Below are 25823 nucleotides of genomic sequence, written 5' to 3'. Positions count from 1 at the left end.
CCATGGTCGCCGCGATGCCGCCCGCCAACGGGCTGATGTACGGATGATGTTCGAATGACGAGACCGGTCGCGCTGGACAATGTGCTCCACCAGGACCTGCGCGTCGCCTTCCGCCACGGTGCGGAGTTCGGCGACGGCGCCAACCAGATCCTGATCTTCCCCACCGAGTTCGAGGCGGTGCAGCGCGAATTTCCGATCCTCTTCCGCGAGGAGCCCGATGCCGGGCTGCAGGCAGTGGCCCTGACCGGCCTGGACCGCGACGAGAACCTGTTCTTCGACGGCACCCGCTGGACCAGCCGCTACGTGCCGGCGCTGCAGCAGCGCGGGCCCTTCTCGATCGGCATTCCCACCGACGGCGAGCCGGACGAGGGCCCAACCGTCCATGTCGATCTCGACGATCCCCGCGTGGGCACTGCCGAGGGCGACCTGCTGTTCCTGCCGCAAGGTGGCGCCACGCCGTATCTCGAGCATGTCTCGCGCGTGCTCGGTCGCATCCATGGCGGCCTTGGCGCGGCGACGCCGGTGTACGCGCTGTTCCAAGAGCTGGGGTTGCTCGAGGCCAATGTGATCGAAGTGACGCTACACGACGCGCAGCGCTATCGGATCGAGGGCTTCCAGATGCTGTCGCGCGAGCGGCTCGAGGCGCTGGATATGGCCGGGGTGGAGCGGCTGCACCGCGCCAATCTGCTGGGCCTTGCCCATCTCGTCGCGGCCTCGCTTGGCAACATCAGCGCGCTGATCGATCGCAAGAATGCGAGCGCACCCCGGTGAACGTGCTCGCCGGCGTCGCTTCGGCCGTTCGGACGGTGGAGGGCATTGCACCCGATGCGATCCCGTTCGACCAACTGATAGCCGACCAGTCGCCGGTGATCCTCAAGGGCATCGCCGCCGACTGGCCGCTGGTCCGCGCCGGCCTGCAGTCGGCCGACGCGGCGATGGATCTGCTCCAGCGCTTCGATGCCGGTCGCCCGGTGGTGACCTTCACCGGCGCGCCCGACATCCAGGGCCGCTTCTTCTATGACGATGCCGGTACCGGGCTCAATTTCGGCAGCCGCCGCGAGCCGCTGACGGCGCTGCTCGACGCCATGCGCCCCCGGATCGGCGATGCGGCGGCGCCGAGCTTCTATGTCGGCTCTACCGATCTCGACCAATATCTCCCGGGGTTCCGCGCGGAGAACGACCTGAAGCTCGACCACCCGATGTTCGAACAGCACCTGGCGAGCATCTGGATCGGCAACCGCACCATCGCCACCTGCCATTACGACATGTCGCACAATCTGGCGGTATGCGCTGTCGGCAGGCGCCGTTTCACGCTGTTCCCGCCCGATCAGATCGCCAACCTCTATCCGGGCCCGCTGGAGCCGACGCCGGGCGGACAGGTGGTGAGCATGGTCGACTTCGGCGACCCCGATTTCGATCGCCACCCGGGGTTCCGCGCGGCGATGGCGACCGCGCAGGTGGCGGAGCTGGCGCCCGGGGACCTGCTCTTCTACCCGGCGATGTGGTGGCACCATGTCGAGGCACTGGCGCCGTTCAACGTGCTGGTGAATTATTGGTGGAACACCAGCCCGGCCTGGCTGGACACCCCGCAGATCACGCTGCTCCACGCGTTGCTCAGTCTGCGGGACCGGCCTGCCCCCGAGAAGGACGCGTGGCGGGCGCTGTTCGACTATTACGTGTTCGGGGAGGCCGAGCGCCCGGCCGCGCATCTCCCTGAGGCGGCACGCGGGCCGCTGGCGCCCATCGATGCCATCCAGGCTCGCCGGCTGCGCGCCCAGTTGCTCCATCGGCTGAATCGTTAACGACATTCGTTAAGCAGGGTTAAATCCAGGACAAGTCGCTGGAACTTGCTGCGCCGCCGCAAGGTTCGTGCAGGGCCGGAATGTGGGCATGCGATCCGTGCACCCGCGCCCGGCCTGTACCACCTTGTTCAGGAGGATTTGCGGATGATTAAAGGCGCTCTGAGCGCGGCTGCCCTGGTTGTGGGCCTGTCGTTTACCCCCGTTGCGGCTTCGGCTGCCCCGATCCTTGGCGGCGCGACAGCCGTCGATCTCACCGCGACCAGCACCTTCGAGTCGCTCGGCTATTCCCTCGCCACCTACGGGACCGCCAGCGCGTTCAAGCTGGGCAACGATATCGTCGCCACGTTCCTGGTGACCGGCGGCACGCGCAACGACTCCACCGGCGCGCTCCTCGTCAACCACAACGGCTCGGGCCTCAACTTCACCTCCGGCAGCAACACGCTGAGCATCGGCAACTTCGTGGTCGACACCGCCAACGGCGTGGTGCGCGGCAGCGCCGCGGCGAACGGCTTCACCCTCGGCACGCTTTCGCTGTTCAACCTGGGCGCCAACTCGACGCTGACGCTGACCAACGAGGCTGCTGCGGCCTTCACCACCACGCTCGGCGCGCCGAACCTTGCCGGGGCCGACATCGGTACCGCGCAGGTCAATGTCGTGTTCGGGCCGAGCGGTGTGCCGGAGCCGGCGACCTGGGGTCTGATGATCGCGGGTGTCGGTTTCGTCGGCGCGTCGCTGCGTCGGCGCCTGCGCGCCACCACGGACGCTGCCGCCGCCTGAGCATCTGCTCCCAAAGGGAAAACGGCCGGGAGATCGCTCTCCCGGCCGTTTTTCGTGCTATGGCTGCGGCCCTAGAAGCTGGCCCAGTCTTCGGCGTTCGTGCTGGCCGTCGCGGCCACGGCGAGCGGCTTGACCGGCGAGACATAGCCGCTGCTGCTCGCCGGCTTGGCGCGCGGGGCTGCAGCGGCCCGGGCTCCACCGATGCGGAAGGTGTTCGCCCGATCGGTGAGGCTGGCGACTTCGGCATTGAGGTTCCGGGCGGCGGCCGAGGTTTCCTCCACCATTGCCGCATTCTGCTGCGTGCTCTGGTCCATCGTCTGGATCGTGGTGGCGATCTGCGAGATCGCCGCGGCCTGGGCCTGGTTGTCGGCAGCCATCGCGCTCACCAACTGGTGCACCTCGGTCGTCGCGGCCGAGATGGTGCCGAGCGCGCCTTCGACCTGCTGGACGGTCTGCACCGCCTCGACGATGTCCTTCTGGGTGGCGCTCAACTGATCCCGGGCGCGGCTCGCTTCCTCTTCGGATCGCATCGCCAGCTGGGAGACGAGATCGGCGACCACGGCAAATCCTCGGCCTGCCTCGCCGGCGCGACCGGCTTCGACGGCGGCGTTCATGGCGAGCACGCGCGTCTGGAAGGCGATCTTGTCCAGGCCTTCGATCACGCTGTCGATGCCCTTGGCGCCTTCGGAAACGCGGGTCATCGCCTGCACTGCGGTGTCGGTGATCATGCGACCGTCATTGACGGTTTCGATCGCGCCGTTGGTGCGCTGGACCGTGGTGTCGGCGGCGCGGGCGGTTGCCTTCAGCCGCTGATCCATCTGGGTCACGGCGGCGGCGGTCTCTTCCAGGCTTGCGGCGTTTGCTTCGGTGCGCTTGGCCAGGTCTTCGGACGCGGCCGCGATTTCGGTCGATCCGGTGCGGATCGTCGTCGCGCTCTCCAGCACCTGCGCGATGAGGGTGCGCAGGCTGACGGTGGCGCGGTTGAAGTTGCCCTTCACCGGCTCGAAGGTGGCGGCCACCGGCGTGTCGATAGTTGCGGTAAGATCGCCGTGCGAGAGCGCGTCGAGCTGCTTGCCGAGCGCCGTGACCAGCGCGGCCTGTTCGGCATCGGCATCCGCCTTGGCCTTGCGCTCGATTTCTTGCGCGATGCCGTTGTCGCGGAAAACGGCGACGGTACGCGCCATCTCGCCGAGTTCATCGCCGCGCTCGCTACCGGGCACCGCCGTCCGCAGATCGCCGCCGGCCAATGCCTTCATCGCACGTTGCAGCGCGTTCAGCGGCTCGGTGATGCCGACGCGAGCGACATAATAGCCGAGGCCGATCCCGATCAGGATCGCGACGATGCTCATCGCCACCAGCGTCGCCACGGTGCCGCCGCTTTGCGCCTGCAGGTTCTGCGAGACGAGGGTCGCGTCCTTCAGCCGGCCATTGTTGAAATCCGCCAATTGCTTGCCCAGCGCATCGATCGCCGGGTCCGCGACCTGAAGCGCCTTCAGCGATGCGGCATCGTCGTTGCGAAGGCCGTGCGCAATTCCCTCGCGGGCCTGCGTATGGATCTCCTCCAGCTTTGCGCGCACCTCGCGCATGAACGGTGCGGTCGAGCTATCTTCGTGCTCGATATCGCCGATCAGCGCCTTCGCCTGCTCGTAGCTTGCCTGCTCCTGCGCAGCCGAGGCGCGGGCGATGTCAGAGCCTCCATCATAGGCCATCACGCGATAGCCGTCATAGGCCATCGTCACTAGCAGGCGGTTGACGCGGGCCAGATGGGTGGCGCTCGGCAACTTGGACAGCGTGAGTGCGGAATAGGCCTGATTGTTGTGGGTGAGGCTGCTGGCGCCGAGCCAGGTCACGATGGCCGGTACCAGACTGATCAGGCCGATCACTGACAGGATTTTTACGGGCACGCGTACCCGTGCAAGCAAAGTCTTCATTCCGGATCCCTCTTGCACCGGCGCCGATCAGGCCGGGCGAACGGCACTCATTATAGAGGGCCCGCGCTGCGCACTGGCATTCCTTCGCCTTTAAAATTGCATCTAAGTGCTTGGAAATCAGATTGAGTTGCCGCCTTTCAAAGCTTGCGTTCCGTAGCGGAAAACGTGCCGTTGCATCACCGAAGCGCACGCGACCTCTCAAAGCCTTGAGGTTGACTGTCGTAGATTCTCCCGCCAACTTGGTAGAAACCGGTGTCATTTTGCCGAGGAGGAGAGGGTCATGGGGTACACGCCTTCCCGTCGGGCGCTGCTCGGCCATGCGAGCGTGGGGGCGGCGATGACGCTGCTGCCGGCCGGCCGAGCTGCCGCCGCCGCTGCCGATCCATGGTCTCGCGCAGAGGCAATTGCCCAGGCGGCGCTCCCGCCAGTCTTTCCGGCGCGCGATTTCGACGTGAGGCAATTCGGCGCGCGCGGTGACGGCGTCACGCTCAACACCCAGGCGATCGCGCGCGCCATCGCGGCATGTGCCGAGGCAGGCGGGGGCCGGGTGGTGGTGCCCTCCGGGCGCTTTCTCACGGGCGCGGTGCATCTCCGCTCGAATGTGAATCTGCACCTGCACGCCGGCGCGACCTTGCTCTTCTCCACCGATCCCAAGGCGTATCCGCTGGTCTTCACACGCTGGGAAGGCATCGAACTGATCAACTATTCCCCGCTCATCTATGCACGCCAGCAGCGCAACATCGCGATCACCGGCGCGGGCACGCTGGACGGGCAGGGCAGCGCGCAACACTGGTGGTCGTGGAAGGGGCCCTGGGGCGGCACCGTCGACCATGGCTGGCGCGAGGGCATGCCCGATCAGCGCAAGGCGCGCTCGATCCTGTTCGACATGGCGGAGCGGCGCGTGCCGGTGGAAAAGCGCGTGTTCGGCGACGGATCCTTCCTGCGCCCGGCCTTCGTCCAGCCCTATGACTGCGAGAATGTGCTGATCGAAGGCATCAAGCTGCGCGGCGCGCCCTTCTGGCAGATCCACCCGGTGCTGTGCCGCAATCTGATCGTGCGCGGCGTCGATATTCTGGGCCATGGGCCGAACAATGACGGATGCGATCCCGAATCCGTCGACGGCGCGCTGATCGAGCATTGCACCTTCGACACCGGCGACGATTGCATCGCGGTCAATTCGGGCCGCAACGAGGATGGCCGGCGGCTCGCCATGCCGGCGCAGAATATCCTGATCCGCGACTGCCGGATGAAGGAAGGCCATGGCGGCGTGGTGGTCGGTTCGCAGATCTCGGGCGGCGCGCGCTGGATCTTCGCCGAGCGCTGCGTGATGGACAGCCCCGATCTCTGGTATGCAATCCGCTTCAAGAACAATGCATTGCGCGGCGGGCTTCTCGAGAATTTCTATTATCGGGATCTCGATGTCGGCACGGTGAGCCGCGCAGCGGTGGCGTGCGACTTCAACTATGAGGAGGGCGCCAGGGGACACTTCGTGCCGCAGTTGCGCAACGTCGTGATCGAGCGGCTGCGTGCGACGAACGCGGCGCGGGTGCTCGACAGCCAGGGGCTGCCCGGCGCGCCGGTGACGGGCCTGCGCCTCAGCGACTGCCGCTTCGACGGCGTCCGCGAGCCGAGCATCGTCCGGCACACGGAGGGGCTGGTGCTCGATCGCGTGGAGGTGAACGGCCGCCCGGTCGACCGGCTCGACTGATCGCCGACCGATACGGACCCAGTTGACGCTGCGAGTTGACACCGGTATCAAAACGTCATCCACCTCTCCGGCCATCACGAGCAAAAATGGAGAGGGGACGAGGAGAGAGATCATGATCAAGGCCTTCGCTTCGCGTTCTGCCTCGAAGGGTACGGGTGCCTCGCTGCTGGCGATTGCGGTGGCGGGGCTGGTTCCGGCGGCCGCCCTCGCGCAGCAGGCGCCCGCCCAGGACGATCCCGCCGCCGTTGCTGCCGAGCAGGAGATCGTCGTCACCGGCTTTCGCGGCGCGATTAGCGCGGCGCTCGACGAGAAGCGCACCGCGTCCGGCGTGGTCGACGTGATCAAGGCCGACGACATCGCCAAGTTCCCCGACAACAACCTCGCCGAATCGATCCAGCGCGTGCCCGGCGTGGCGATCGCGCGCGATGGCGGCGAGGGGCGCAGCATCTCGGTGCGGGGCCTCGGGCCGAGCTTCACCCGCGTGCGCATCAACGGCATGGAGACGATCGCAACCACCGGCTCGTCCGATGCTGGCGGCGGGGTGAACCGCGGCCGCGGCTTCGATTTCAATGTCTTCGCCTCGGAGCTCTTCAACTCGATCACCGTGCGCAAGACCGCCTCCGCCGATGTCGAGGAAGGCTCGCTGGGCGCCACGGTGGATCTGCAGACGGCGCGACCGCTCGACTACAAGAAGCCGCTGGTAGTCGCCGCCTCGGCCCAGGCGGGCTATGCCGATCTCGGCAACAAGTGGACGCCGCGCCTGGCCGGGCTGATCAGCTGGCAGAACCCGGAGGGCACGTTCGGCGTGCTGGTCTCGGCCGCCTATTCGCAGCGCAAGGTGCGCGAGGAGGGACACAGCACGGTCCGCTGGAGCCCCACCGGCGCCAATGGCGGGTTCAATGCGGCCTCGACGCTGCCCGGCTACACCACCGCCCAGATCAACGCGGTACCGGCGAGCAACGGCAGCAACTGGGGCAGCCTGCTCTACCACCCGCGCATCCCGCGCTACGACACCTGGCAATATGACCTGAAGCGGCTGGGCATTACCGGTGCGGTGCAGTGGAAGCCGAGCGACCACACGCTGCTGACGCTGGAGGGGCTCTATGCCAACTCGCGCACCAGCCGCACCGAGAATTACATCGAGGCGATCTCGTTCAGCCGCACCGGTGCCACCGGCAAGCCCGAGACGATCATCCGCGACGGTAAGGTCAACGACCAGAATGAGCTGGTGTACGGCGTTTTCGACAAGGTCGACATGCGGATCGAGTCCCGCCTCGACAAGCTCAAGACCGTTTTCCAGCAGTATAATGCCACGCTGGAGCAGCAATTTTCCGATCGCTTCCGAGCGACGCTGTATGGCGGCTATTCCAAGTCCGACTTCAAGAATCCGGTGCAGACGACGATCACGCTCGATCGCCTGAACAGCAACGGTTTTTCCTGGGATTATCGCGACAATGATCGCGAGCCGGTGATCAACTGGGGCTTCGACGTCAACAACCCGGCCAACTGGTCGATGACCAATGGTGCGTCGGATATCCGCATCCGGCCGCAGGGCGCGGTCAACAAGTTCCGGACGGGCAAGCTCACCACCGAATGGGACGTTGTGCCGAACGGGCTGACCTTCAAGGGCGGGCTGGAATGGCGCAAGTTCAACTATAGCGGATCCGAACAGCGTCGCCTGGTCTCCGAGACTCAGTCGCCGACCCTCACCGCCGCGCAGGTCGCCAGCCTCACGACGTCGATCACCGGGCCGACCGGCGATCCGAAGTACGGCAGCTATCTGATCCCGAACTTCGATGCCTTCGTGAACACGCTTGGCATCTATTGCAACTGCGTGCAGCCCATCAACGGCACCAATATCGACTTCCGCCTGGGCGGGGTGGAGAATGTCAACGCCCGCTCGAGCTTCGTCGATGTCGAGGAGACCGAGAAGGCGGCCTATTTCCAGGCCAATTTCACGATGCCCATCGGCCCCATCACCCTGCGCGGCGACATGGGCATGCGCTTTGTGACCACGAACCAGAAATCGGCAGGCTATGCCGCGGTCAACGGCAGCATCCAGCAGCTGCGGGTGCAGCGCGACTATGACTATTGGCTGCCGTCGCTCAACCTGGTCGCCGAGTTGACGCCCAAGCTGCTCGCCCGCTTCGGTGCCGCCAAGGTGATCACGCGGCCGGGCTTCGGCTCGCTCACCCCCGGCGGTTCGCTGACGATCCAGGCCTCGAACCGCGGCTATTCGACCGGCAATCCCTATCTGAACCCCACCGAGGCAACCAATCTCGACGGTTCGCTGGAATGGTATTTCAACAAGGGATCGCTGCTCTCGGTCGGTGTGTTCCAGAAGAAAATCAACACGCTGTCGGGGGCGAGCATCAGCACGCTGGTGCCGTTCACCGATCTCGGCCTGCCGGCGGAGCTGCTGACCGGCACCGGCGTCGCGCCGACCGACCTGTTCACCTATACCCGCACGATCAACGGTTCGGGCGGCACGCTGCGCGGCTATGAGATCAACTATCAGCACCAGCTGAACTTCCTGCCGGGCTTCCTCAAGAACCTCGGCGTTCTCGCCAACTACACCTATGTGAAGGCGAACATCGTCTATCCGGGCCCGGGCGGCGTCGGCACGGTGACGGGCCCGCTGACCAACCTGTCGAAGCGCTCGGCCAACGGGACGCTGTTCTACGAGGACAAGCGCTTCAGCATTCGCGGTTCGGCGACCTACCGCTCGGGCTATGTGACCGCCTATGCCGGCGGCGCGCGCGAGCAGAGCACCGAGGAGGGCGTGAACTCGACGCTCAATTTCGACGCCTCGGCCTCGCTCAACCTCACCGAGAACATCACGCTGACCCTGGAGGCGATCAACCTCACCAACGAGCCGCAGGACCAGTATATCGACGAGGACAATCGCGTGGTGCTGTTCCACCGCACCGGCCGCCAATTCTACGGCGGTGTCCGCTTCCGTTTCTGAACAGAAACGGCGCGGGGGCGCGATCGATTTCACCCGGGAGCCGACTCGTTCGGCACCTCCACCTTGCGCTCCGGCCGGTTTCGGCCGACCGGGGCGCCTTTGAATAACGTCGCGTACGGAAACCGGTGTCGACCGGCGGCGTATGTGCCGGGGACGGACTATGGAAAGGGACGGAGCATTGGCGGAGCAGGCAAGTGCGGAGGCCATCGCACAGGCATTTGTGGCGGCGCGCCGCGTGCGGCAGGGATTCGCCGCCTACCCGGGCGCGATGCCGCAGACTCTGGACGAAGCCTATGCCATCCAGGCGCGCGCCATCGCGCTGTTCGACAAGCCAATCGCCGGCTGGAAGGTAGGGCGGGTGCCCGACGCGCTGGTCGCACAGTTCGGAGCGGACCGGCTGGCCGGTCCGATCTTCGCCGACAGCATCGTTTGGGCAGATGCGGGGCAGGTGCCGGAGATGGGGATCTTCCGCGACGGTTTCGGTGCGGCAGAGGCGGAGTTTCTGGTGAAGCTGGGGCCGTTGCCGGCGGACTTCGACCGTCCCTGGTCCAATGCCGAGGTGCTGCCCTATGTAGCGGACCTGCGGGTGGGTATCGAGATCGCCAGCTCGCCCTTCGCCGGCATCAACGGTCATGGTCCGGCCGTCACCATTTCCGACTTCGGCAACAATAATGGTCTCCTGATCGGATACCGTATATCTTCTGAAGAGGATTTCCTAAGCCTTCCGGTGTCGCTAACGATCGACGGGGAAGTCGCTGGAACCGGCACCGCGGGCAACATGCTCGACGGACCGATCGGAGCGGTGCGCTTCCTGTTCGAACGCGCGGCCAAGGGCTTGCCACTCGCCGAAGGGCAGTGGATCTCTACCGGCGCCGTCACCGGCGTCCACCCGGTAACGGCCGGGGCGACGGTAGTGGCGGAGTTCGGGCCGGACATGCGGGTCGAGTGCCGCATCGGGATCGCGTGATCCCGGCGCGGACATGGGGTTTGGAGAGGGTATGGCGAAGAACGGCGAGGCCTTGGTGAACGGTGCCGCAGCAAGAGTGGGGCGATATCGCTGGGTGATCTGCGGGCTGCTGTTTGTGGCCACCGCGATCAATTACATCGATCGCCAGATGATCGGGGTGCTCAAGCCGACCATCGCCGGCGAGCTCCACTGGAACGAGCGCGATTACGCCGACATCGTCTTCTATTTCCAGCTCGCGTACGCGATCGGCTATCTCGGCTTCGGCAAGGTGGTCGACGCGCTCGGCGCCCGCTTCGGCTATGCGGTGGCGGTGGTGATCTGGACGATCGCCCATGTCGCGCATGGCGGCGTCCATTCGGTCACCCAGTTCGCCATGGCGCGTTTCGGGCTCGGCATCGGCGAGTCCGGCAACTTCCCCGGCGGCGTGAAGGCGGTGTCCGAGTGGTTCCCGGCCCGGGAGCGCGCGCTGGCGGTCGGCATCTTCAATGCCGGCGCCAATGTCGGCGCGATCATCACCCCGCTGCTCGTGCCGTTCCTGGTGCTCCATTATGGCTGGCGGATGGCCTTTATCGCCACGGGCATCTTCGGGGTGCTGTGGCTGATCGCCTGGCTGGCGCTCTATCGCTCGCCGCAGGATCACCCCAAGGTGACCCCGGAGGAACTGGCCTATATCCAGCAGGATCCGGCCGATCCGGTCGTCGTGCCCAAGGGCCTGTGGGCGAAGTTGCTCGTTACCCGCGAGACCTGGGCCTATGCGCTCGGCAAGTTCTTCATCGATCCGATCTGGTGGTTCTACCTGTTCTGGCTGCCCAGCTATCTGGGCAAGCAGTTCCATCTCGATCTGCTCAGCTTCGGGCCGCCGATCGCCGCCATCTACATCATCTCGGACGCCGGCAGCGTCGTCGGCGGCTGGATGTCCGGCCGGATGATGCAGGCCGGCATGAGCGTCAACAAGGCGCGCAAGCTCACCATGCTGATCTGCGCCTGTTTCGTGCTGCCGGTGTGCTTCACCACCTATATCGAAAGCTTGTGGGTGAACGTGCTGGTGATCGGCGTGGCGGCGGCGGCGCACCAGGCCTTCTCGGCGAACCTCTACACGCTGCCGTCGGACACCTTCCCGCGCTTCGCCGTGGGCTCGGTGATCGGCATCGGCGGCACGCTGGGCGCGCTGGGCGGCATGATGTTCTCGCTCCATGCCGGTGACGTGCTGGAGCGGCTGGGCACCTATGCCCCGCTGTTCCTGCTCGCGGGCGGCGCCTATTTCCTGGCGCTGCTGGCGATCCATGTGCTCTCGCCGCGCCTCGAGCGTGCACGCATCGACTGATTTCCTTTTCCTGTACACTCCCAAGGATTTGCGTATGGCCAAGCCGCTGAAGCTCGATCCCGACCGGCTGTTGCCGGCCGAGGACCGCACCCGTGCGATTGCGCGCGAACTCTATGCGCAGGTCGCCGGCCTGCCGATCATCAGCCCGCATGGCCATACCGATCCGACCTGGTTCTCGACCAACGCGAATTGGTCGAACGCCACTGAGCTGCTGCTCTCGCCCGATCACTATATCTACCGCATGCTCTATTCGCAGGGCGTGTCGCTCGACGCGCTGTGCGTGCCGAGCAAGGCGGGCATGCCGGCGACCGATCCGCGTGCGGCGTGGCGTACCTTCGCCGAGCACCTCTACCTGTTCCGCGGCACGCCGTCTGCCATGTGGCTGGGCCATGTGTTCGGCGAGGTGTTCGGCTTCGAGGTCGCCCTCGATGCCGAGACCGCCGATTTCTACTACGACACGATCAACGAAAAGGTGGCGAGCGACGATTTCCGCCCGCGCGCGCTGTTCGATCGCTTCAACATCGAGTTCCTCGCCACCACCGAGGGCCCGCAGGACGATCTCTCGCCGCACCACGCCATCCGGGAGTCCGGCTGGGGCGGTCGCGTCGTCACCACTTATCGCCCGGACGCGGTGATCGACGTCGAGCATGAGCAGTTCCACGGCGCGCTCAAGATCTTCGCGGAGAAGACCGGTGAGGACGTGTATAGCTGGGAAGGCTATCTCGCCGCGCACGCCAAGCGCCGCGCCGATTTCCGCGCCGCCGGTGCCACCGCGACCGACCATGGCCATCCGACTGCGCGCACCGCGAACCTGAGCAAGGCCGAGGCCGCGGCGCTGTTCGCCAAGATCCTCGGCAGCGACTGGACCCCGGCCGATGCCGAGCTGTTCCGCGCCCAGATGCTCACCGAGATGGCGGCGATGAGCATCGACGACGGGATGGTGATGCAGATCCATCCGGGCAGCTTCCGCAACCACAATGGCGGGCTCTTCCAAAGCCATGGCCGCGACAAGGGCGCCGACATCCCGATGGCGACCGACTATGTCCACGGCCTCAAGCCGCTGCTCGATCGCTTCGGCACCTCGACCGACCTGTCGATCATCCTCTTCACGCTGGACGAGACGGTCTATGCGCGCGAACTGGCGCCGCTGGCGGGCCATTATCCGTGCCTGAAGCTGGGTCCCAGCTGGTGGTTCCACGACAGCCCTGAGGGCATGCGCCGCTTCCGCGAGCAGGTGACCGAGACGGCGGGATTCTACAACACGGTCGGCTTCAATGACGACACGCGCGCCTTTCTCTCGATCCCCTCGCGGCATGATGTGGCGCGGCGGATCGACTGCGGCTTTCTGGCGCGGCTCGTCGCCGAGGGACGGCTGCTCGACTGGGAGGCGGCGGAGCTGGCCCTCGAGCTGACCAATGGGTTGGTACGCAAGGCGTACAAGCTCGGAACACCGGCCTAAGCGCTTGAAAATCGGGGTGCGGCGGGCAACATGGCTGCCGCATCCACAAAATATGAGCGCCGCCGGATAGGCTATGGTAACCGGTGTCGCTGCTAGAGAAGGACGAGGACGATGAAGATTGCGCTGATCACCGAGAACAGCCAGGCGGCCAAGAACGGCATCATCCATCAGGCGCTGACCAACGTCGCCGAGCCGCTGGGGCACCAGGTGTTCAACTACGGCATGTATTCGCCCGAGGATAAGGCATCGCTCACCTACGTGATGAACGGCCTCCTCACCGGCATTCTGCTCAATTCCGGCGCTGCCGACTTCGTGGTGACCGGCTGCGGCACCGGCATGGGCTCAATGCTCGCCTGCAACGCGATGCCAGGTGTGTTCTGTGGCCTGGTGATCGACCCGACCGACGCCTTCCTGTTCGGCCAGATCAATGACGGCAACGCGATCTCGATGCCCTATGCCAAGGGCTTTGGCTGGGCGGCGGAACTCAACCTGGAAGACGTGTACCGCAAGCTGTTCGAAGGCGAGCGCGGGCTCGGCTATCCGAAGGAGCGCGCCGAGATCATGCGCAAGAACCGCGGTATTCTGGCGGACCTCAAGCGCGTGACCTGCAACGACATGCTCACCGTGCTGAAGAACGTGGACCAGGACCTGCTGCGCGCGGCGATCGCCGGCGAGAAGTTCGCGGAATATTTCTACGCCAATGCGCAGGACGCGGCGATCAGCGACTATCTGCGCAGCCTTTCGTAACCCCGGGCCTACTCCGCCCTCCCGCGCGCGGGAGGGGGCTGGGGGGTGGGCCCCCGGCCTTGGCGCGCGGTGAACTTCATGGATAGCGGGGGCCCACCCCCCGGCCCCCTCGCGCAGGCGGGAGGGGGAGAGGGGTATTCATGACCAACCCGTTCGATCTTACCGGCCAGGTGGCCGTTATCACCGGTGCGAACACCGGCATTGGCCAGGGCATTGCGCTCGCGCTCGCGGCTGCCGGCGCGGACATCGCCGCCGTCGGCCGTACGCCCGCCGAGGAAACCGTGGCCAAGGTGCGTGACCTCGGCCGTTGCGCCGAGATCATTTCCGCCGATCTATCGACCATCGAGCCTGTGGAAAGGGTTGTGGACGAGGCTGTGGATAAGCTGGGGAAAATCGACATCCTGGTGAACAATGCCGGGATCATCCGCCGCGCCGACAGCCTCGATTTCACCGAGGAGGATTGGGACGCGGTGGTCGACACCAACCTCAAGTCGGTGTTCTTCCTCTGCCAGGCCGCGGGCAAGTTCATGGTTCGCCGCTTCGGCGAGACCGGCGAGCGCGGGCGCATCATCAACATCGCCTCGATGCTCACCTTCCAGGGCGGCATCCGCGTGCCGAGCTATACCGCGTCCAAGTCGGGCATCGGCGGGCTTACCAAGCTGCTGGCGAACGAATGGGCGGCGAAGGGCGTCAACGTCAATGCGATCGCGCCGGGCTATATCGCCACCAACAACACCGCCGCGCTGCAGGCCGACGAGACCCGCAACCGCCAGATCCTCGAGCGCATCCCCGCCGCCCGCTGGGGCGATCCGGAGGATCTGGGCGGTGCGGCGGTCTTCCTTGCCTCGCGCGCTTCGGACTATGTGCAGGGCCATGTTCTCGCCGTTGACGGAGGCTGGCTGGCACGATGACGTTCGCGTTCTTTGGGGAAATGATGCTGCGGCTGTCGCCGCCGGGCCGCGAACTGCTGCTGCAGACGCCCAAGCTCGACGTGGCGATTGCCGGAGCCGAGGCCAATGTCGCGACCGGTCTCGCCTGCCTGGGCCATGACGTGGCGATGATCAGCGCGGTGGCGGACAATCCGCTCGGCGCCGCGGCCATCGGCGAGCTGCGCCGGCGCGGTGTGAATACCCGCCATGTGGTGTCCGCAGCCGGTCGCATGGGCCTCTATTTCCTCACCCCGGGCGCGGGCTTGCGCGCGTCGGAGATCGTCTATGACCGGGCGCATTCGGTGTTCGCCGATCGCCCGGCCGAGGCATGGGACTGGGACACGCTGCTGGACGGCGTGACGCGCCTCCACCTCTCCGGCATCACGCCCGCGCTGGGCCCGAACACCGCCGCAGCCGCCATTGCCGCAGCCGAGGCGGCGAGCGCGCGCGGCATCGCCGTGTCGTTCGACGGCAACTACCGCGCCAAGCTGTGGGAAGCTTGGGACAGCGATCCGCGCAGCGTGCTGACCCGGCTGATCGGCCATGCCGAGATCCTGTTCGGCAACCACCGCGACATCTCGCTGCTGCTCGGCGAGCATTTCCCCGGCGACGGCCCCGAGCGCCGGCGCGAGGCGGCGGAAGCGGCGTTCGCGGCCTTCCCCAAGCTCCAGCTGATCGCTTCCACGGCGCGGCATGTCGATGACGTCGACAGCCATCGCATCGCCGCGCGTGTCGATATCCGCGACGGCCATCATCAGACCGAGGAGTTGCGCGTCAGCGGAATCGTCGACCGGATCGGCGGGGGGGATGCCTTTGCCGCCGGCGTGCTGCACGGTCTGCTCGAGGGCGGCGACGCCAAGGCGATGGCCGAGGCGGGGCTCGCGCTCACCGCGCTCAAACACTCGCTGCCCGGCGATGCGAGCCTGTTCACCCGCGCCGATCTCGCCGCCTTCGCCGAGGGCGGGCTGGACGTGCGGCGGTGACCAGCCGGCGCGCGGTGCTGGCGGGCGGCTTGGCGCTCACCCTGCCACCGCGCGCCGGGGCCACCGGCGATCCGGTGGTAGAGACGCCGGCCGGGCGCTTCACGGGGACGCGGGAAGGGGGGCTCTCCCGCTTCCTCGGCATCCGCTATGGCAGGGCCGAACGCTTCCGCGCGCCGGTTGCCGTACCGCGCGTGGAGGCCATGGCGCAGGCCTTCGGACCGATCTGCCCGCAGCGCGGCCTGAAGACCGAACCACAGTCCGAGGACTGCCTGTTCCTCAACCTCTGGACGCCGGGCACCGAGCGGTCCGCGCGGCGGCCGGTAATGGTCTATTTCCATGGCGGCGCCTATTCGAACGGCAGCGTCACCGATCCGCTGAACGACGGCGCCACGCTCGCCCGCGCCGAAGACGTGGTGGTGGTGACGGTGAACCACCGCCTCAACGCCTTTGGCTATCTGTATCTCGCCAGGCTCGACCCGCGCTTTCCGGACAGCGGCAATGCCGGCCAGCTGGACCTGATCCTCGCGTTGCGCTGGATCCGCGACAACATCGCGAGCTTCGGTGGCGATCCCGGCCGCGTCTTCCTGTTCGGCCAGTCGGGCGGCGGCGCCAAGATCGCCACGCTGATGGGGATGCCCGCGGCCCGGGGCCTGTTCCACAGCGTCGCGACGATGAGCGGACAGCAGGTCACCGCCTCGGGACCGATGAACGCCACGGCGCGGGGGCAGGCGCTTCTGGAGCGGCTTGGGGGCGGGGTGGAGGCGGCCGCCACGCTGCCCGTGGAAAAGCTGCTGGAAGCGCAGGATGCCCGCGACCCGATCCTGGGCGGCGGCGTCTATTTCGGGCCGGTGCTCGACATGAAATGGCTCCGGCGCCACCCGTTCTGGCCCGATGCCGCCCCACAGTCGCTGGCGATCCCGATGATCCTCGGCAACACCCATGACGAGACCCGCGCGTTCATCGATCCCGCCTCCGAGCGTATCCGTACCCTGAGCTGGGACAATCTCGCCGCGCGCATGGCGCCCGACCTCAAGATCGACATTCTGCCGGAATGGGTGGTGGCCGAATATCGCGCGCACTTCCCGAACGACACGCCGCAGCAGATTTTCTACCGCGCCACCACGGCAGGCCGAAGCTGGCGGGGGCAGGTGATCGAGGCAGACGCCCGCGCCGCCGCCGGGGCCAAGGCGACCTGGGTCTATCAGGTCGATTTCGCCTCGCCGACGCAACCCGTGCGCGGCGCTCCGCATACCATGGACATCGCGCTGGCGTTCGGCACGCTGAGCGCACCCGGATCCTTCACCGGCACCGGCGCGGGGGCGCAGCGGCTGAGCCGGCAGGTAATGGGTGCCTTCGCCGCACTTGCCCGTACCGGCACGCCATCGGCACCCGGCCTGCCCGCCTGGCGGCCTTACACCTTACCAGACCGCGCGACGATGCTGTTCGACACCTCCAGTCGCATGGCCGACGATCCGCGTCGCTGGGAGCGGGAGCTCTTCGCGCGTGTGCCCTATATCCAGCCGGGCAGCTGAAAGTTGATGCGGCGCAGCATCTTATCTGCGTCGTGTCTGGCTATCGCAATCGTTCGCTGCGCCGTATAGCATCGCGCCATGGAGAAGACGGGAAAGCCCACCATCAACGATGTCGCGCGGATCGCCGGCGTCTCCAAAAAGACCGTCAGCCGCGTCATCAATCGCTCACCCCTGCTCAACGACGATACCCGCGCCAAGGTCGAGGCGGTGATCGCCGACCTCGGCTATGTGCCGAACGTCCAGGCGCGCGCCCTGGCGCTGCGGCACAACTTCCTGCTCGGGCTGATCCACGACAATCCCAATGCCCAGATGGTGATGAACGTCCAGGCGGGCATTCTCGAGGCGATCCGGGACACCGAGTTCGAGCTGATTGTGCGCCCGATCGATCGCGGCTCCTCCACCATGCTGGCCGATGTGCGCGCCTTCCTGGAGCGCCAGCGGCTGTACGGCGTGCTGATCCTGCCGCCGGTCTCCGAAAACGACATGGTGGCGACGCTGTGCCGGGATCTCGGCACCCGCTATGTCCGCATGGGTTCCAGCGCCCTCGATGCGCCCGAGCATCTCGTCGCGTCGAACGACAGCGACGTCGTGGTCGAAGCCATCAACCACCTGATCGCGCTCGGCCATCGGCGGATCGGGCTGATCGCAGGCCCCCACGGCTTCCTGTCCGCCCGCGAACGGCGCAAGGGGTTCGAACAGGCGCTGGCGGACGCGGGCATCAAGCTGCCGCGCAGCCTGATTGCCGACGGCACCTACACCTTCGAGAGCGGCCTCGCCGCCGCCGACCGGCTGCTGGACCTTTCGCCGCGCCCGACGGCGATCTTCGCCTGCAACGACGAAATGGCGGCCGCCACGCTGCACGCTGCGCGTCGGCGGGGGATGAGCGTGCCCGAGGACCTGTCGATCATCGGCTTCGACGATACCGCGATCGCCTCGCATATCTGGCCGCCGATGACGACGGTGCACTGGCCGATCATCTCGATGGGCCGCTCCGCAGCGCTCAAGCTGCTCGGCGACTTTTTCGGCGATGAACAAGGCGTTGAAGAACCTTCCTTGTTCCCTTCGACGCTGATTCATCGCGCCTCGGTGGCGCCGCCCCGCCGGATCGACGAATAAGCCGCATGTTGCTGCGCCGTCGCAGCAAGCAAAATTGTTGCAAATCCAGCTATGACACCGGTTGACATACGCAGCCTGGCTGCAACAAATACCCCTAATCAAGCGTGACACAGCGCTTGCGCCAAGGCGGACGATAGAGTCGCCGGGAGCGCGGGAGAGGAACGTCGCGGCCAAAGATGTGTTCGACTGCGCCGGCACCGCCGCGTTGGCGAGTACGGCCGTGCGAGCACTTCCCCCGAGATCCCAGGCCTACGTGCTGGTCGTGCGGACAAGGAACGAAGGGGAGGTCCAGATGGCATATCTTGGCAATTTGCGGCGCGGCGCTGGGGGCAGCCTGCGGGTCGGTACATCACTCGGCGCCCTGGGGCTGGCGCTGGCGACGGCGATGCCTGCCGCCGCCCAGGCACAGCAGGAGACGAGGCCCGAAGCAGCGGAAGGGCAGCGCGATATCGCCGGTCAGGCTGCGGATCCTGCGGTGGACCCGCAGTTCGGCGAGGATATCATTGTCACCGGTTTCCGCGCCTCGTTGCAGAACGCGTTGAGTATGAAGCGGCGCTCCAACCAGATCATCGACGCCATCACCGCCGAAGACATTGCCGACTTTCCGGACGCCAATCTCGCGGAATCGATCCAGCGCCTGCCCGGCATCTCGATCGATCGCGACAATGGCGAGGGCCGCTCGATCACCGTCCGCGGGCTGGGCGGCGATTTCCAGATGACCCGGCTGAACGGCGCGGATGCGCAGAACGTCGCCGGCGGCAACCAATCGGACGCTGGCGCGAACCGAAGCCGCGGCTTCGATTTCAACACCTTCGCCTCCGAGCTGTTCGGCGGCGTCACCATCACCAAGTCGACCGCGGCGGTGAACGACGAGGGCTCGCTGGGCGCGATCATCGATCTCACCACCGGTCGGCCGCTCGCCTATAAGGGCAATCGCTTCGCGCTGGGCAGCGAGGCCGAGTATCGCGACAGCGGCAAGACCTGGAACCCGCGCTTCACCGGGCTCGCCTCGGTCAAGCTCAAGGACAATTTCGGCATCCTCGTCTCCGGCGCCTATCAGAAGCAGGAGCAGCAGATCGATTCCTACCGCCGCAACATCGGCGTGTTCGACTATCTGTATCGCAGCTCGCAGATCGCCGGTGTGACGCCGCCGGTCTATGGCTTTGCCCGCCCGGGCGGGACGGGCGCGACCTTCGGATCGGACCCTGCGGCCTATGCGCTGCTCAGCCCGACCACGATCATCCCGGGGCTGCCCTCGATCAACCGGCAGAAGCTGAAATACGAGCGCCTTGGCCTCACCGCGACGGCGCAGTGGCAGCCGACCGAGCACACCGAGATCATCCTCGACGGCGTTTATTCGAAATATGATCAGGACAGCCAGCTGGCCGGCATCACGCCGATCGGCCTCAACCGCAACGGCACCAACGCGCGCGTGACCCAGAACACGCTGCGCGCGGCGGGTACCACCAATGGTTATGCAGATCGCGTGGCGCTCTATCCGGTGTGCACCCAGAGCGCGATCGTCGATTGCGGGCAGCAGCTCAACGGCAGCAGCGTGCTGCCCGGCTATTTCAACAGCTATAACCCCAACAATCTCAGCGCGTTCGATTACTACAACAATCCGAATTCGCCCGGCTATGTCGCAACCTCGAACCAGACCGGCTACTACACCCAGCTGATCGGCCGCCCGAACACGGTGGTGCGCGCCGCCCATGTCAACGGCGCGGGCCAGGCCGATTATCTCCAGCTCGACCGCGTCGACTGGCGCAGCTCGATCGACACGCAAAGCGGCTCGACCGAGTTCAAGCAGGCGACGCTGAACCTTCGCCAGGATCTCGGCGAGCGGCTGAAGCTGGAGGGGACGCTCGGCTGGTCGAAATCGGTGTTCAACGCGACCGGCTATCTCGCCGAGGTCAACGCGATCGATCAGAACGGCTATGTGTTCGACGAGCGCGGCGGCGGCAAGATGCCGGTGTTCAACCCCGGCTTCAACGTGGCGGATCCCAATGCCTGGTCGCTGGTCAAGGGGCTGTCGACGATCCGCGTGTTCAAGAACCAGGTGAGCAACGAATATCGCGTCGCGCGACTGAACTTCGCGTTCGAGGCGGTGCCCGAGATGACGATTCGGTTCGGCGGCACCTACAAGAAGTTCAACTATGGTGCGGACCAGCAGCGCCGCAGCCAGTCGATCGAGGCGCTCAACCCGACGCTGGCCGAGGCAAAGCTGAAGATTACCGATCTCGGCCGCGTCTATGGCTTCGGCGACGGCCTGACCCTGCCTGCGGGTACGCCGACCAGCTTCTTCGCGCCCGAGCTCGGCAAGTTCATCAATGCCTTCGGCATCGACTGCAACTGCGTCAACAAATGGGGCGATTTCCGCGTGGTGGCCGACGGCCGTCAGGGCGGCGGGGTACAGGAGCGCGACATTTCGGGCTTCTTCCAGGTCGATTACGACCTGACGCTGTTCGGTGGTCCCCTTCGCGGCAATGTCGGCCTGCGCGTGGCCAATACCAAGGTGAACGGCAGCGGCAATGTCGGCGGGGCGGACGGCATTCCGGGCATTCCCGTTGTCGCTACCAACGAATATTGGGATTGGCTGCCCTCGACCAACATCAACTGGGAAGCGAAGCCGGGGCTGATGATCCGCTTCGCCGCCGCCAAGGTGATGTCGCGCCCGCAGCTGGCCAGCCTGACGCCCGGCACCACCTCCTTCACCACCGCGCTGTCGACTGCGGGTGCGGCGCCCTCGGTCACCGTGGGCAACCCCTATCTCAGCCCGTTCCGCGCGACCAATTATGATCTCAGCATCGAGAAGTACTTCCGCAAGAACGGGCTGATTGCGGTGGCGCTGTTCCGCAAGGATATCGAGAGCTTCCCGCAGCAGCTGGCGGGCGAGGCGCCGCTGTCCAGCATCTTCGAGCCGGCGATCTACAACCAGATCCTGAACTCGCTCACCGATCCGCAGCTCAAGGCCTATGCGCAGAATGGCGGTACCTGGGCGATCCGGCGCTTCAAGGATGCGCCCGGCGGCACGATCAAGGGCCTTGAAGTCAATCTGCAGACCGATTTCTGGTTCCTGCCCGCGCCGTTCGACAAGATGGGGGTGCTCGCCAACTACACCCATATCGCGTCGTCGCTCAGCTACCTCACCGGCACCGTGCTCTCGACCACCCAGGCGGGCGGGGCGGGGACCGCGCAGAACAGCTATGCCACCGCGCCGTTCCTCAACACCTCGCCGGATGCGTTCAACGCCACGCTCTATTACGAGAACGACGTCTGGTCGCTGCGCTTCTCCGGCGCCTTCCGCAAGCGCTACGTCAACCGCTTCCCGCTGGCGACGGGCACCTGCTCGGTGGGCACCACCACCAATGCCGGCGCGGCGTGCAACTCGCCGGTGTTCGCGGACTTTGGCTATAACGAGGACCAGTTCAACCTGGATGCGGCGTTCGGCCTGAACGTCACCAAGTTCGCTCGCTTCACGCTGGAGGCGCGCAACCTGACCAACCAGCCGCAATACCGCACCATGTATGCCGCCAACCCGGTCTCGCAGACCTATGGCAGCACCGGGCGGATCGTCACCGCCGGCCTGCGGCTGAGCTTCTGATGCGGATCCCCGGGGCGGTTGCCCTGCTGCTGGCATCGGCCGCCCCTGCGCTTGCGCAGCAGTGGCCGGTGCCCGCCTTTCCCGGTGCCGAAGGAGCGGGGGCCACGGCGCTGGGCGGGCGCGGCGGCAAGGTGCTGTTCGTCACGACGCTGAACGATTCCGGTCCCGGCAGCCTGCGCGCAGCGGTGGAAACGCCGGGGCCGCGGACGATCCTGTTCCGCGTTTCCGGCACGATCAAGCTGGAAAAGCCGCTGCGCATCCGCGAGGGGCGGGTGACGATCGCCGGCCAGTCGGCGCCGGGCGACGGCATCACGCTGCGCGACCATCCGCTGGAGGTCGCCGCCGACGATGTCGTGATCCGCTATATCCGCTCGCGGCTGGGCGACGAGAGCCGCACCGAATCCGACGCGATCTGGATCCTGGCCGGGCACCGGATCATCCTCGACCATGTCTCGGCGAGCTGGTCGGTGGACGAGACGTTGTCGGCCTCTGGCAACTATACCCGACCCGATCAGGGCTTCTGGGACCTGACCGTGCAATGGTCGATCATCGCGGACTCGCTTACCCATTCGCTGCACGCCAAGGGCGAGCATGGCTATGGCAGCCTGATCCGTGGCGGGCGGGGCGCGAAGATCAGCTTCCACCACAATCTCTGGGCCAATCACGAGGCGCGGATGCCGCGCCCCGGCAATTACAGCGGACCGGAGGTCGACCCGCTGGGCGCGTTCTTCGATTTCCGCTCCAACGTCTTCTACAATTGGGGCAAGGGCTGGTCCGGCTACAATGCCGACAAGGCGACGCTGGCCCGCTACAATTTCGTCGACAATGCCTATGTGATGGGCCCGCAATCGGAAAAGGCGATCGCGTTCCACGAGAGCAACATGCTCGCCAAGGCCTGGTTCGCGGGCAACAGCATGAACGGCACGATTCCCGGCGATCCGTGGAGCCTCGTCGACGGCATCTCGCCCGAGAGATTTCGGCTTGCCGCGCCGGTGCCGATGCCGGCGGTGACGCGCGATTCTGCAGTGCAGGCCTATGAACGGGTGCTGGCGAGCGCGGGCGCCTCGAAGGTGCGCGACAGCGTCGATGCGCGGATCGTCGCCGGCGTGCGCGACCGCACCGGGCGCCAGATCGACAGCCAGCGCGAGGTCGGCGGCTGGCCCGAGCTCGAGAGCACGCCGGCGCCGCAAGATAGCGATGGCGACGGCATCCCCGATGCCTGGGAAAGCGCCCATGGCCTCAATTCCCATGATGCACGGGACGGCAATGCCGACCGCAATGGTGATGGCTGGACCAATCTGGAAGAATGGCTGGCGGACGTCGCAGCAGGGCGGGGCTAGCGGCCGGCGGCGACGCTTTCGCAGGTGGCGTGTTCGTGTCCGGGCTCGGGGTTGGTTTCGTTGATCCGTACCGTTCGGGAAAGCCGCCGAACGATCGGCAGCCAGATGGGGGATTGGTAGATCCGCACATCATATCCGTCATCGCTGAACGCATAGCCCCAGGTGCTGACCTCGCAGGTCAGCATCGGGGAAAGCCGTCGGACCTCCGCAGGCGGATCAATTTCGTCTCCAAGCACGAAGCCGAGCCCAAGAACGCCAACGGTTCCGAGCAGCAGAGAAGGTCCCAGCGGCGCGAAGGCGAGGACGCCAACGGGAATGCGCAGCCATGCGGTCGGGATCGCCCAGGCGGCAGCCGCGACGATCCAATAGGCGTACAGAATGCCGATGCCGAAAGCGGTGTTGGCATCGCGCCAGGACCATTGCAGTCCCGTTGCGCGGCAAAAAGCCACCAGACCCAGATAGGCGAGCGCCCACCCCAGTCCGCGTCGTAGTGCCGGACCGTCGCTGCCGCGCCAGCGCGCGACGAGGATCGAACCCGCCAGCGGCGCGGCGAACAGCGACAGCCAGGTCATGTAGAAGGCGACCATCAGCATGGCAGCGCTTCCTTCCCCTTGGGGGCGGTGGGGGCCTCCCCTCGCGTCACGCGCGACAGCACCGCCTCCAGCACCGGTGTCATCACCCCCAGCCGGCGCGCCTTGATCACCAGATTCCACAGCGATTCGAACTTCTTCCAGCCGGCCGCATAGAAGAAGTGCTTGGCGCGGTGTCTGGGCCCATCATGTGTCCACGCCGCGCGGCCGATATTCTGCCAGCGGTAGAAGTCGCGATAGGCGCGGTCATAGCCGGCTTTCAGCGCCTCGGGTTTCAGCCGGGCCGGGCGATACACCACGTGTCGCGTGTCGTAGCGGTCCCAGTCCGCGCAGGTGATCCGCCCTTCCGCCGCCAGTTTCCGATGCAGGCGCGTGCCGGGATAGAGGGTCTGGATATGGAAGGTCGCGGTGGTGATGCCGTGCCGCACCGCCCAGTCGACGGTGCGGTCGAATACGTCGTCGCCGTCCTCGTCCATGCCGAACACGAACGAGCCGTTGATCATGATGCCGAGGCCCGACAGCCGCCGTGCGACCTCGGCATAGTCGCACGCGAGGTTCTGCTTCTTGTTGCTCGCGGCGAGGTTGGCGGGGCTGAACGTCTCGAACCCGACGAACAGGCTGCGAAGGCCCGCTTCGGCGGCGCGCTCGATCAGGTCGCGGCGCAACACCGCATCCACGGTTGCGGCGCCCTGGAACAGCCGGCCCATGCCGCGCATCCCTTCGAACAGTGCTTCGGCGAAGCGACGATCGCCGAGCAGGTGATCGTCGAGAAAATAGAGGTGGCGGCCGGGCAGTCGCTCGATCTCGGCAAGCGCGGCGTCGACCCGCTGGGTGTAGAAGGAGCGGCCGCCGGCGAAGAAGGCGTCCTTGTAGCAGAAGTCGCAATGCTGCGGGCAGCCGCGCGTCACCACCAGCGAATTGGGCACAAGATAGCGGTTGCGCTTGATCAGGTCGCGCCGCACCGGCGGCAGATGCTCGAGGCTGCGCCCGCCGCCCGAGACAAAGCGGGCGCGCGGGGTGCCGGCGCGCAGGTCGCGCAGGAACGCGGGGAAGGTCTGCTTGCCGGGGCCGAGGAAGATGGTGTCGGCATGCGCTGCGGCCTCGTCGGGCAGCGCGGTGACGTGCAGCCCGCCGAGCGCGACATGGCAGCCGCGCGCTCGGTAGCGATCGGCGATCGCATAGGCGCGATGGGCGTTGGTGATGTAGACCTGGATCACCACCAGATCGGGCGCATCGTCGTCGCGCCAGGTCTCGACATGATCGTCGACCAGTTCCACCACGTCGTCGGGCGCCAGGAACGCGGCGAGCGTCGCGAGGCCGAGCGGCGGGAACAACGCGTATTTGATCGGCCGCCAGAACGGGCTCTTCGCCTCGGCGAGCGCCGGCAGGATCCTCTTGACCTTCATGACCGGGCTCCGGCGAGGACGGGGAGGACGAGGCTGGCACCGATCGCCAGCACCGCAACGGCAGCAAGAAGCACCGCAGCGGCAGCCAGATCCTTGGCCGCGCCGATGGCAGGATCGTGGGCGGCGCAGACGCGATCGGCGAGGCGCTCGATCGCCGTGTTGAGTGCCTCCGCCACCCAGACGAGCGCGCAGGCCAGGATCAGCCAGCGCCACGCCTCCATCGAGACGCGCAGCGCAAGGCCGGCAATGCCCACCAGAAGCGTCGCGGCGAGATGGATCCGGGCGTGCGCTTCCGCGCGCACCAGTCGGCACACGCCGTGCGCCGCGTGGCGGAGGCTGCGCCAGCGTTTTTCGGCGAAGGCGAGACAGACCGCCATCTCAGACGACCGGCTCGATCGTGATCAGCGTCGCCCGGTCCAGCTGGAGCCGCGCGCGGAGCCTGCCGCGGCGATCGGTGCGGGCGAACAGGCCGCGGCACGGCAGGATGCGGTAGAAGCGGTAGGGCAACAGCCCGTTCAGCCGGATTCGAACCGGCGCGCCCGCTTGTCCGGGTGCTAGCCACAGGGCGCGGCCGCGTCGGTCGCCGAGATTCACCGCATGGTGATTTTCGGGGAAGTTGCTTTGCATTGCAAAGTTTTTA

At 66.4% G+C, this 25823-nt stretch carries 20 protein-coding genes; 15 read left to right on the top strand and 5 right to left on the bottom strand.

What is annotated here, in order from left to right; genetic code table 11:
- The first annotated feature begins 54 nt into the window (after positions 1–54).
- The 3 genes from QZ814_RS10575 (at position 55) to QZ814_RS10565 (ending at position 2579) form a co-directional block, all read left to right on the top strand.
- On the top strand, positions 55–771 hold the full coding sequence (locus QZ814_RS10575; RefSeq protein ID WP_294331751.1) for a SapC family protein: 717 nt from the start codon (positions 55–57) through the stop codon (positions 769–771).
- Positions 768–1802: a cupin-like domain-containing protein gene (locus QZ814_RS10570; protein ID WP_294331748.1), complete on the top strand. Its 1035-nt coding sequence runs from the start codon at positions 768–770 to the stop codon at positions 1800–1802. Before QZ814_RS10575 ends, QZ814_RS10570 begins: the two co-directional genes overlap by 4 nt.
- A gap of 144 nt (positions 1803–1946) precedes the next feature.
- Positions 1947–2579: a PEPxxWA-CTERM sorting domain-containing protein gene (locus QZ814_RS10565; protein ID WP_294331746.1), complete on the top strand. Its 633-nt coding sequence runs from the start codon at positions 1947–1949 to the stop codon at positions 2577–2579.
- Between the two features lie 71 nt (positions 2580–2650).
- On the opposite strand, the gene QZ814_RS10560 is transcribed toward QZ814_RS10565, so the two are convergent.
- The gene (locus QZ814_RS10560) at positions 2651–4510 is read right to left on the bottom strand and encodes a methyl-accepting chemotaxis protein (RefSeq protein WP_294331743.1); all 1860 of its coding nucleotides are present in this window, start codon (positions 4508–4510) and stop codon (positions 2651–2653) included.
- A 280-nt stretch (positions 4511–4790) separates the two neighbouring features.
- Between QZ814_RS10560 and QZ814_RS10555 the strand changes: the two genes are divergently transcribed.
- The 12 genes from QZ814_RS10555 (at position 4791) to QZ814_RS10500 (ending at position 23187) form a co-directional block, all read left to right on the top strand.
- Positions 4791–6218: a glycoside hydrolase family 28 protein gene (locus QZ814_RS10555; protein ID WP_294331741.1), complete on the top strand. Its 1428-nt coding sequence runs from the start codon at positions 4791–4793 to the stop codon at positions 6216–6218.
- A gap of 112 nt (positions 6219–6330) precedes the next feature.
- Positions 6331–9186 (top strand): TonB-dependent receptor, encoded by a 2856-nt coding sequence (locus QZ814_RS10550; RefSeq protein ID WP_294331737.1) that lies wholly within the window; start codon positions 6331–6333, stop codon positions 9184–9186.
- Between the two features lie 235 nt (positions 9187–9421).
- Positions 9422–10153 (top strand): 2-keto-4-pentenoate hydratase, encoded by a 732-nt coding sequence (locus QZ814_RS10545; protein WP_294331735.1) that lies wholly within the window; start codon positions 9422–9424, stop codon positions 10151–10153.
- Positions 10154–10184: 31 nt separating this feature from the next.
- A complete protein-coding gene (locus QZ814_RS10540) occupies positions 10185–11477 on the top strand; it encodes an MFS transporter (protein WP_294331732.1) in 1293 nt (430 codons plus the stop codon).
- Positions 11478–11511: 34 nt separating this feature from the next.
- Positions 11512–12936 carry a glucuronate isomerase gene (gene uxaC, locus QZ814_RS10535; protein WP_294331729.1) on the top strand — a complete coding sequence of 475 codons (1425 nt, stop codon included), beginning with the start codon at positions 11512–11514 and terminating at the stop codon, positions 12934–12936.
- 111 nt (positions 12937–13047) lie between these two features.
- On the top strand, positions 13048–13683 hold the full coding sequence (locus QZ814_RS10530; RefSeq protein WP_294331727.1) for an RpiB/LacA/LacB family sugar-phosphate isomerase: 636 nt from the start codon (positions 13048–13050) through the stop codon (positions 13681–13683).
- Between the two features lie 140 nt (positions 13684–13823).
- Positions 13824–14594, top strand: coding sequence for a 2-dehydro-3-deoxy-D-gluconate 5-dehydrogenase KduD (gene kduD / locus QZ814_RS10525; RefSeq protein WP_294331725.1), 771 nt, complete (start codon positions 13824–13826; stop codon positions 14592–14594).
- Positions 14591–15595 (top strand): sugar kinase, encoded by a 1005-nt coding sequence (locus tag QZ814_RS10520; RefSeq protein WP_294331722.1) that lies wholly within the window; start codon positions 14591–14593, stop codon positions 15593–15595. The genes kduD and QZ814_RS10520 overlap by 4 nt, the downstream gene beginning before the upstream one ends.
- A 41-nt stretch (positions 15596–15636) precedes the next feature.
- A complete protein-coding gene (locus QZ814_RS10515) occupies positions 15637–17127 on the top strand; it encodes a carboxylesterase family protein (RefSeq protein WP_294332585.1) in 1491 nt (496 codons plus the stop codon).
- Positions 17128–17205: 78 nt separating this feature from the next.
- Positions 17206–18243, top strand: coding sequence for a LacI family DNA-binding transcriptional regulator (locus QZ814_RS10510; RefSeq protein WP_294331721.1), 1038 nt, complete (start codon positions 17206–17208; stop codon positions 18241–18243).
- Between the two features lie 292 nt (positions 18244–18535).
- Positions 18536–21847: a TonB-dependent receptor gene (locus QZ814_RS10505; protein ID WP_294331719.1), complete on the top strand. Its 3312-nt coding sequence runs from the start codon at positions 18536–18538 to the stop codon at positions 21845–21847.
- Positions 21847–23187 (top strand): pectate lyase, encoded by a 1341-nt coding sequence (locus tag QZ814_RS10500; protein ID WP_294331716.1) that lies wholly within the window; start codon positions 21847–21849, stop codon positions 23185–23187. The genes QZ814_RS10505 and QZ814_RS10500 overlap by 1 nt, the downstream gene beginning before the upstream one ends.
- On the opposite strand, the gene QZ814_RS10495 is transcribed toward QZ814_RS10500, so the two are convergent.
- From QZ814_RS10495 to QZ814_RS10480, 4 genes are read right to left on the bottom strand one after another with little or no spacing between them, the layout of a single operon-like run.
- Positions 23184–23780, bottom strand: coding sequence for a hypothetical protein (locus QZ814_RS10495; protein WP_294331714.1), 597 nt, complete (start codon positions 23778–23780; stop codon positions 23184–23186). The genes QZ814_RS10500 and QZ814_RS10495 overlap by 4 nt on opposite strands.
- Positions 23774–25183, bottom strand: coding sequence for a radical SAM protein (locus tag QZ814_RS10490; RefSeq protein WP_294331712.1), 1410 nt, complete (start codon positions 25181–25183; stop codon positions 23774–23776). Before QZ814_RS10490 ends, QZ814_RS10495 begins: the two co-directional genes overlap by 7 nt.
- A complete protein-coding gene (locus QZ814_RS10485; RefSeq protein WP_294331708.1) occupies positions 25180–25560 on the bottom strand; it encodes a diacylglycerol kinase family protein in 381 nt (126 codons plus the stop codon). Before QZ814_RS10485 ends, QZ814_RS10490 begins: the two co-directional genes overlap by 4 nt.
- A 1-nt stretch (position 25561) precedes the next feature.
- Positions 25562–25810 carry a hypothetical protein gene (locus QZ814_RS10480; RefSeq protein WP_294331707.1) on the bottom strand — a complete coding sequence of 83 codons (249 nt, stop codon included), beginning with the start codon at positions 25808–25810 and terminating at the stop codon, positions 25562–25564.
- Between the last annotated feature and the right edge of the window lie 13 nt (positions 25811–25823).

The sequence above is a fragment of the uncultured Sphingomonas sp. genome, from assembly GCF_913777625.1.
Lineage (GTDB): Bacteria > Pseudomonadota > Alphaproteobacteria > Sphingomonadales > Sphingomonadaceae > Sphingomonas.
The sequence above is the reverse complement of the archived record's forward strand: the minus strand, read 5'-3'. Positions and strand labels throughout refer to the sequence as shown.

Bases quoted from the DNA above. Each gene is read 5' to 3' on its own strand.
- QZ814_RS10550 (WP_294331737.1), top strand. From the start codon at position 6,331: ATGATCAAGGCCTTCGCTTCGCGTTCTGCCTCGAAGGGTACGGGTGCC.
- QZ814_RS10565 (WP_294331746.1), top strand. From the start codon at position 1,947: ATGATTAAAGGCGCTCTGAGCGCGGCTGCCCTGGTTGTGGGCCTGTCG.
- QZ814_RS10540 (WP_294331732.1), top strand. From the start codon at position 10,185: ATGGCGAAGAACGGCGAGGCCTTGGTGAACGGTGCCGCAGCAAGAGTG.
- QZ814_RS10510 (WP_294331721.1), top strand. From the start codon at position 17,206: ATGGAGAAGACGGGAAAGCCCACCATCAACGATGTCGCGCGGATCGCC.
- QZ814_RS10555 (WP_294331741.1), top strand. From the start codon at position 4,791: ATGGGGTACACGCCTTCCCGTCGGGCGCTGCTCGGCCATGCGAGCGTG.
- uxaC (WP_294331729.1), top strand. From the start codon at position 11,512: ATGGCCAAGCCGCTGAAGCTCGATCCCGACCGGCTGTTGCCGGCCGAG.
- QZ814_RS10485 (WP_294331708.1), bottom strand. From the start codon at position 25,560: ATGGCGGTCTGTCTCGCCTTCGCCGAAAAACGCTGGCGCAGCCTCCGC.
- QZ814_RS10505 (WP_294331719.1), top strand. From the start codon at position 18,536: ATGGCATATCTTGGCAATTTGCGGCGCGGCGCTGGGGGCAGCCTGCGG.
- QZ814_RS10490 (WP_294331712.1), bottom strand. From the start codon at position 25,183: ATGAAGGTCAAGAGGATCCTGCCGGCGCTCGCCGAGGCGAAGAGCCCG.
- QZ814_RS10575 (WP_294331751.1), top strand. From the start codon at position 55: ATGACGAGACCGGTCGCGCTGGACAATGTGCTCCACCAGGACCTGCGC.
- QZ814_RS10530 (WP_294331727.1), top strand. From the start codon at position 13,048: ATGAAGATTGCGCTGATCACCGAGAACAGCCAGGCGGCCAAGAACGGC.
- kduD (WP_294331725.1), top strand. From the start codon at position 13,824: ATGACCAACCCGTTCGATCTTACCGGCCAGGTGGCCGTTATCACCGGT.
- QZ814_RS10520 (WP_294331722.1), top strand. From the start codon at position 14,591: ATGACGTTCGCGTTCTTTGGGGAAATGATGCTGCGGCTGTCGCCGCCG.
- QZ814_RS10500 (WP_294331716.1), top strand. From the start codon at position 21,847: ATGCGGATCCCCGGGGCGGTTGCCCTGCTGCTGGCATCGGCCGCCCCT.
- QZ814_RS10495 (WP_294331714.1), bottom strand. From the start codon at position 23,780: ATGCTGATGGTCGCCTTCTACATGACCTGGCTGTCGCTGTTCGCCGCG.
- QZ814_RS10480 (WP_294331707.1), bottom strand. From the start codon at position 25,810: ATGCAAAGCAACTTCCCCGAAAATCACCATGCGGTGAATCTCGGCGAC.
- QZ814_RS10560 (WP_294331743.1), bottom strand. From the start codon at position 4,510: ATGAAGACTTTGCTTGCACGGGTACGCGTGCCCGTAAAAATCCTGTCA.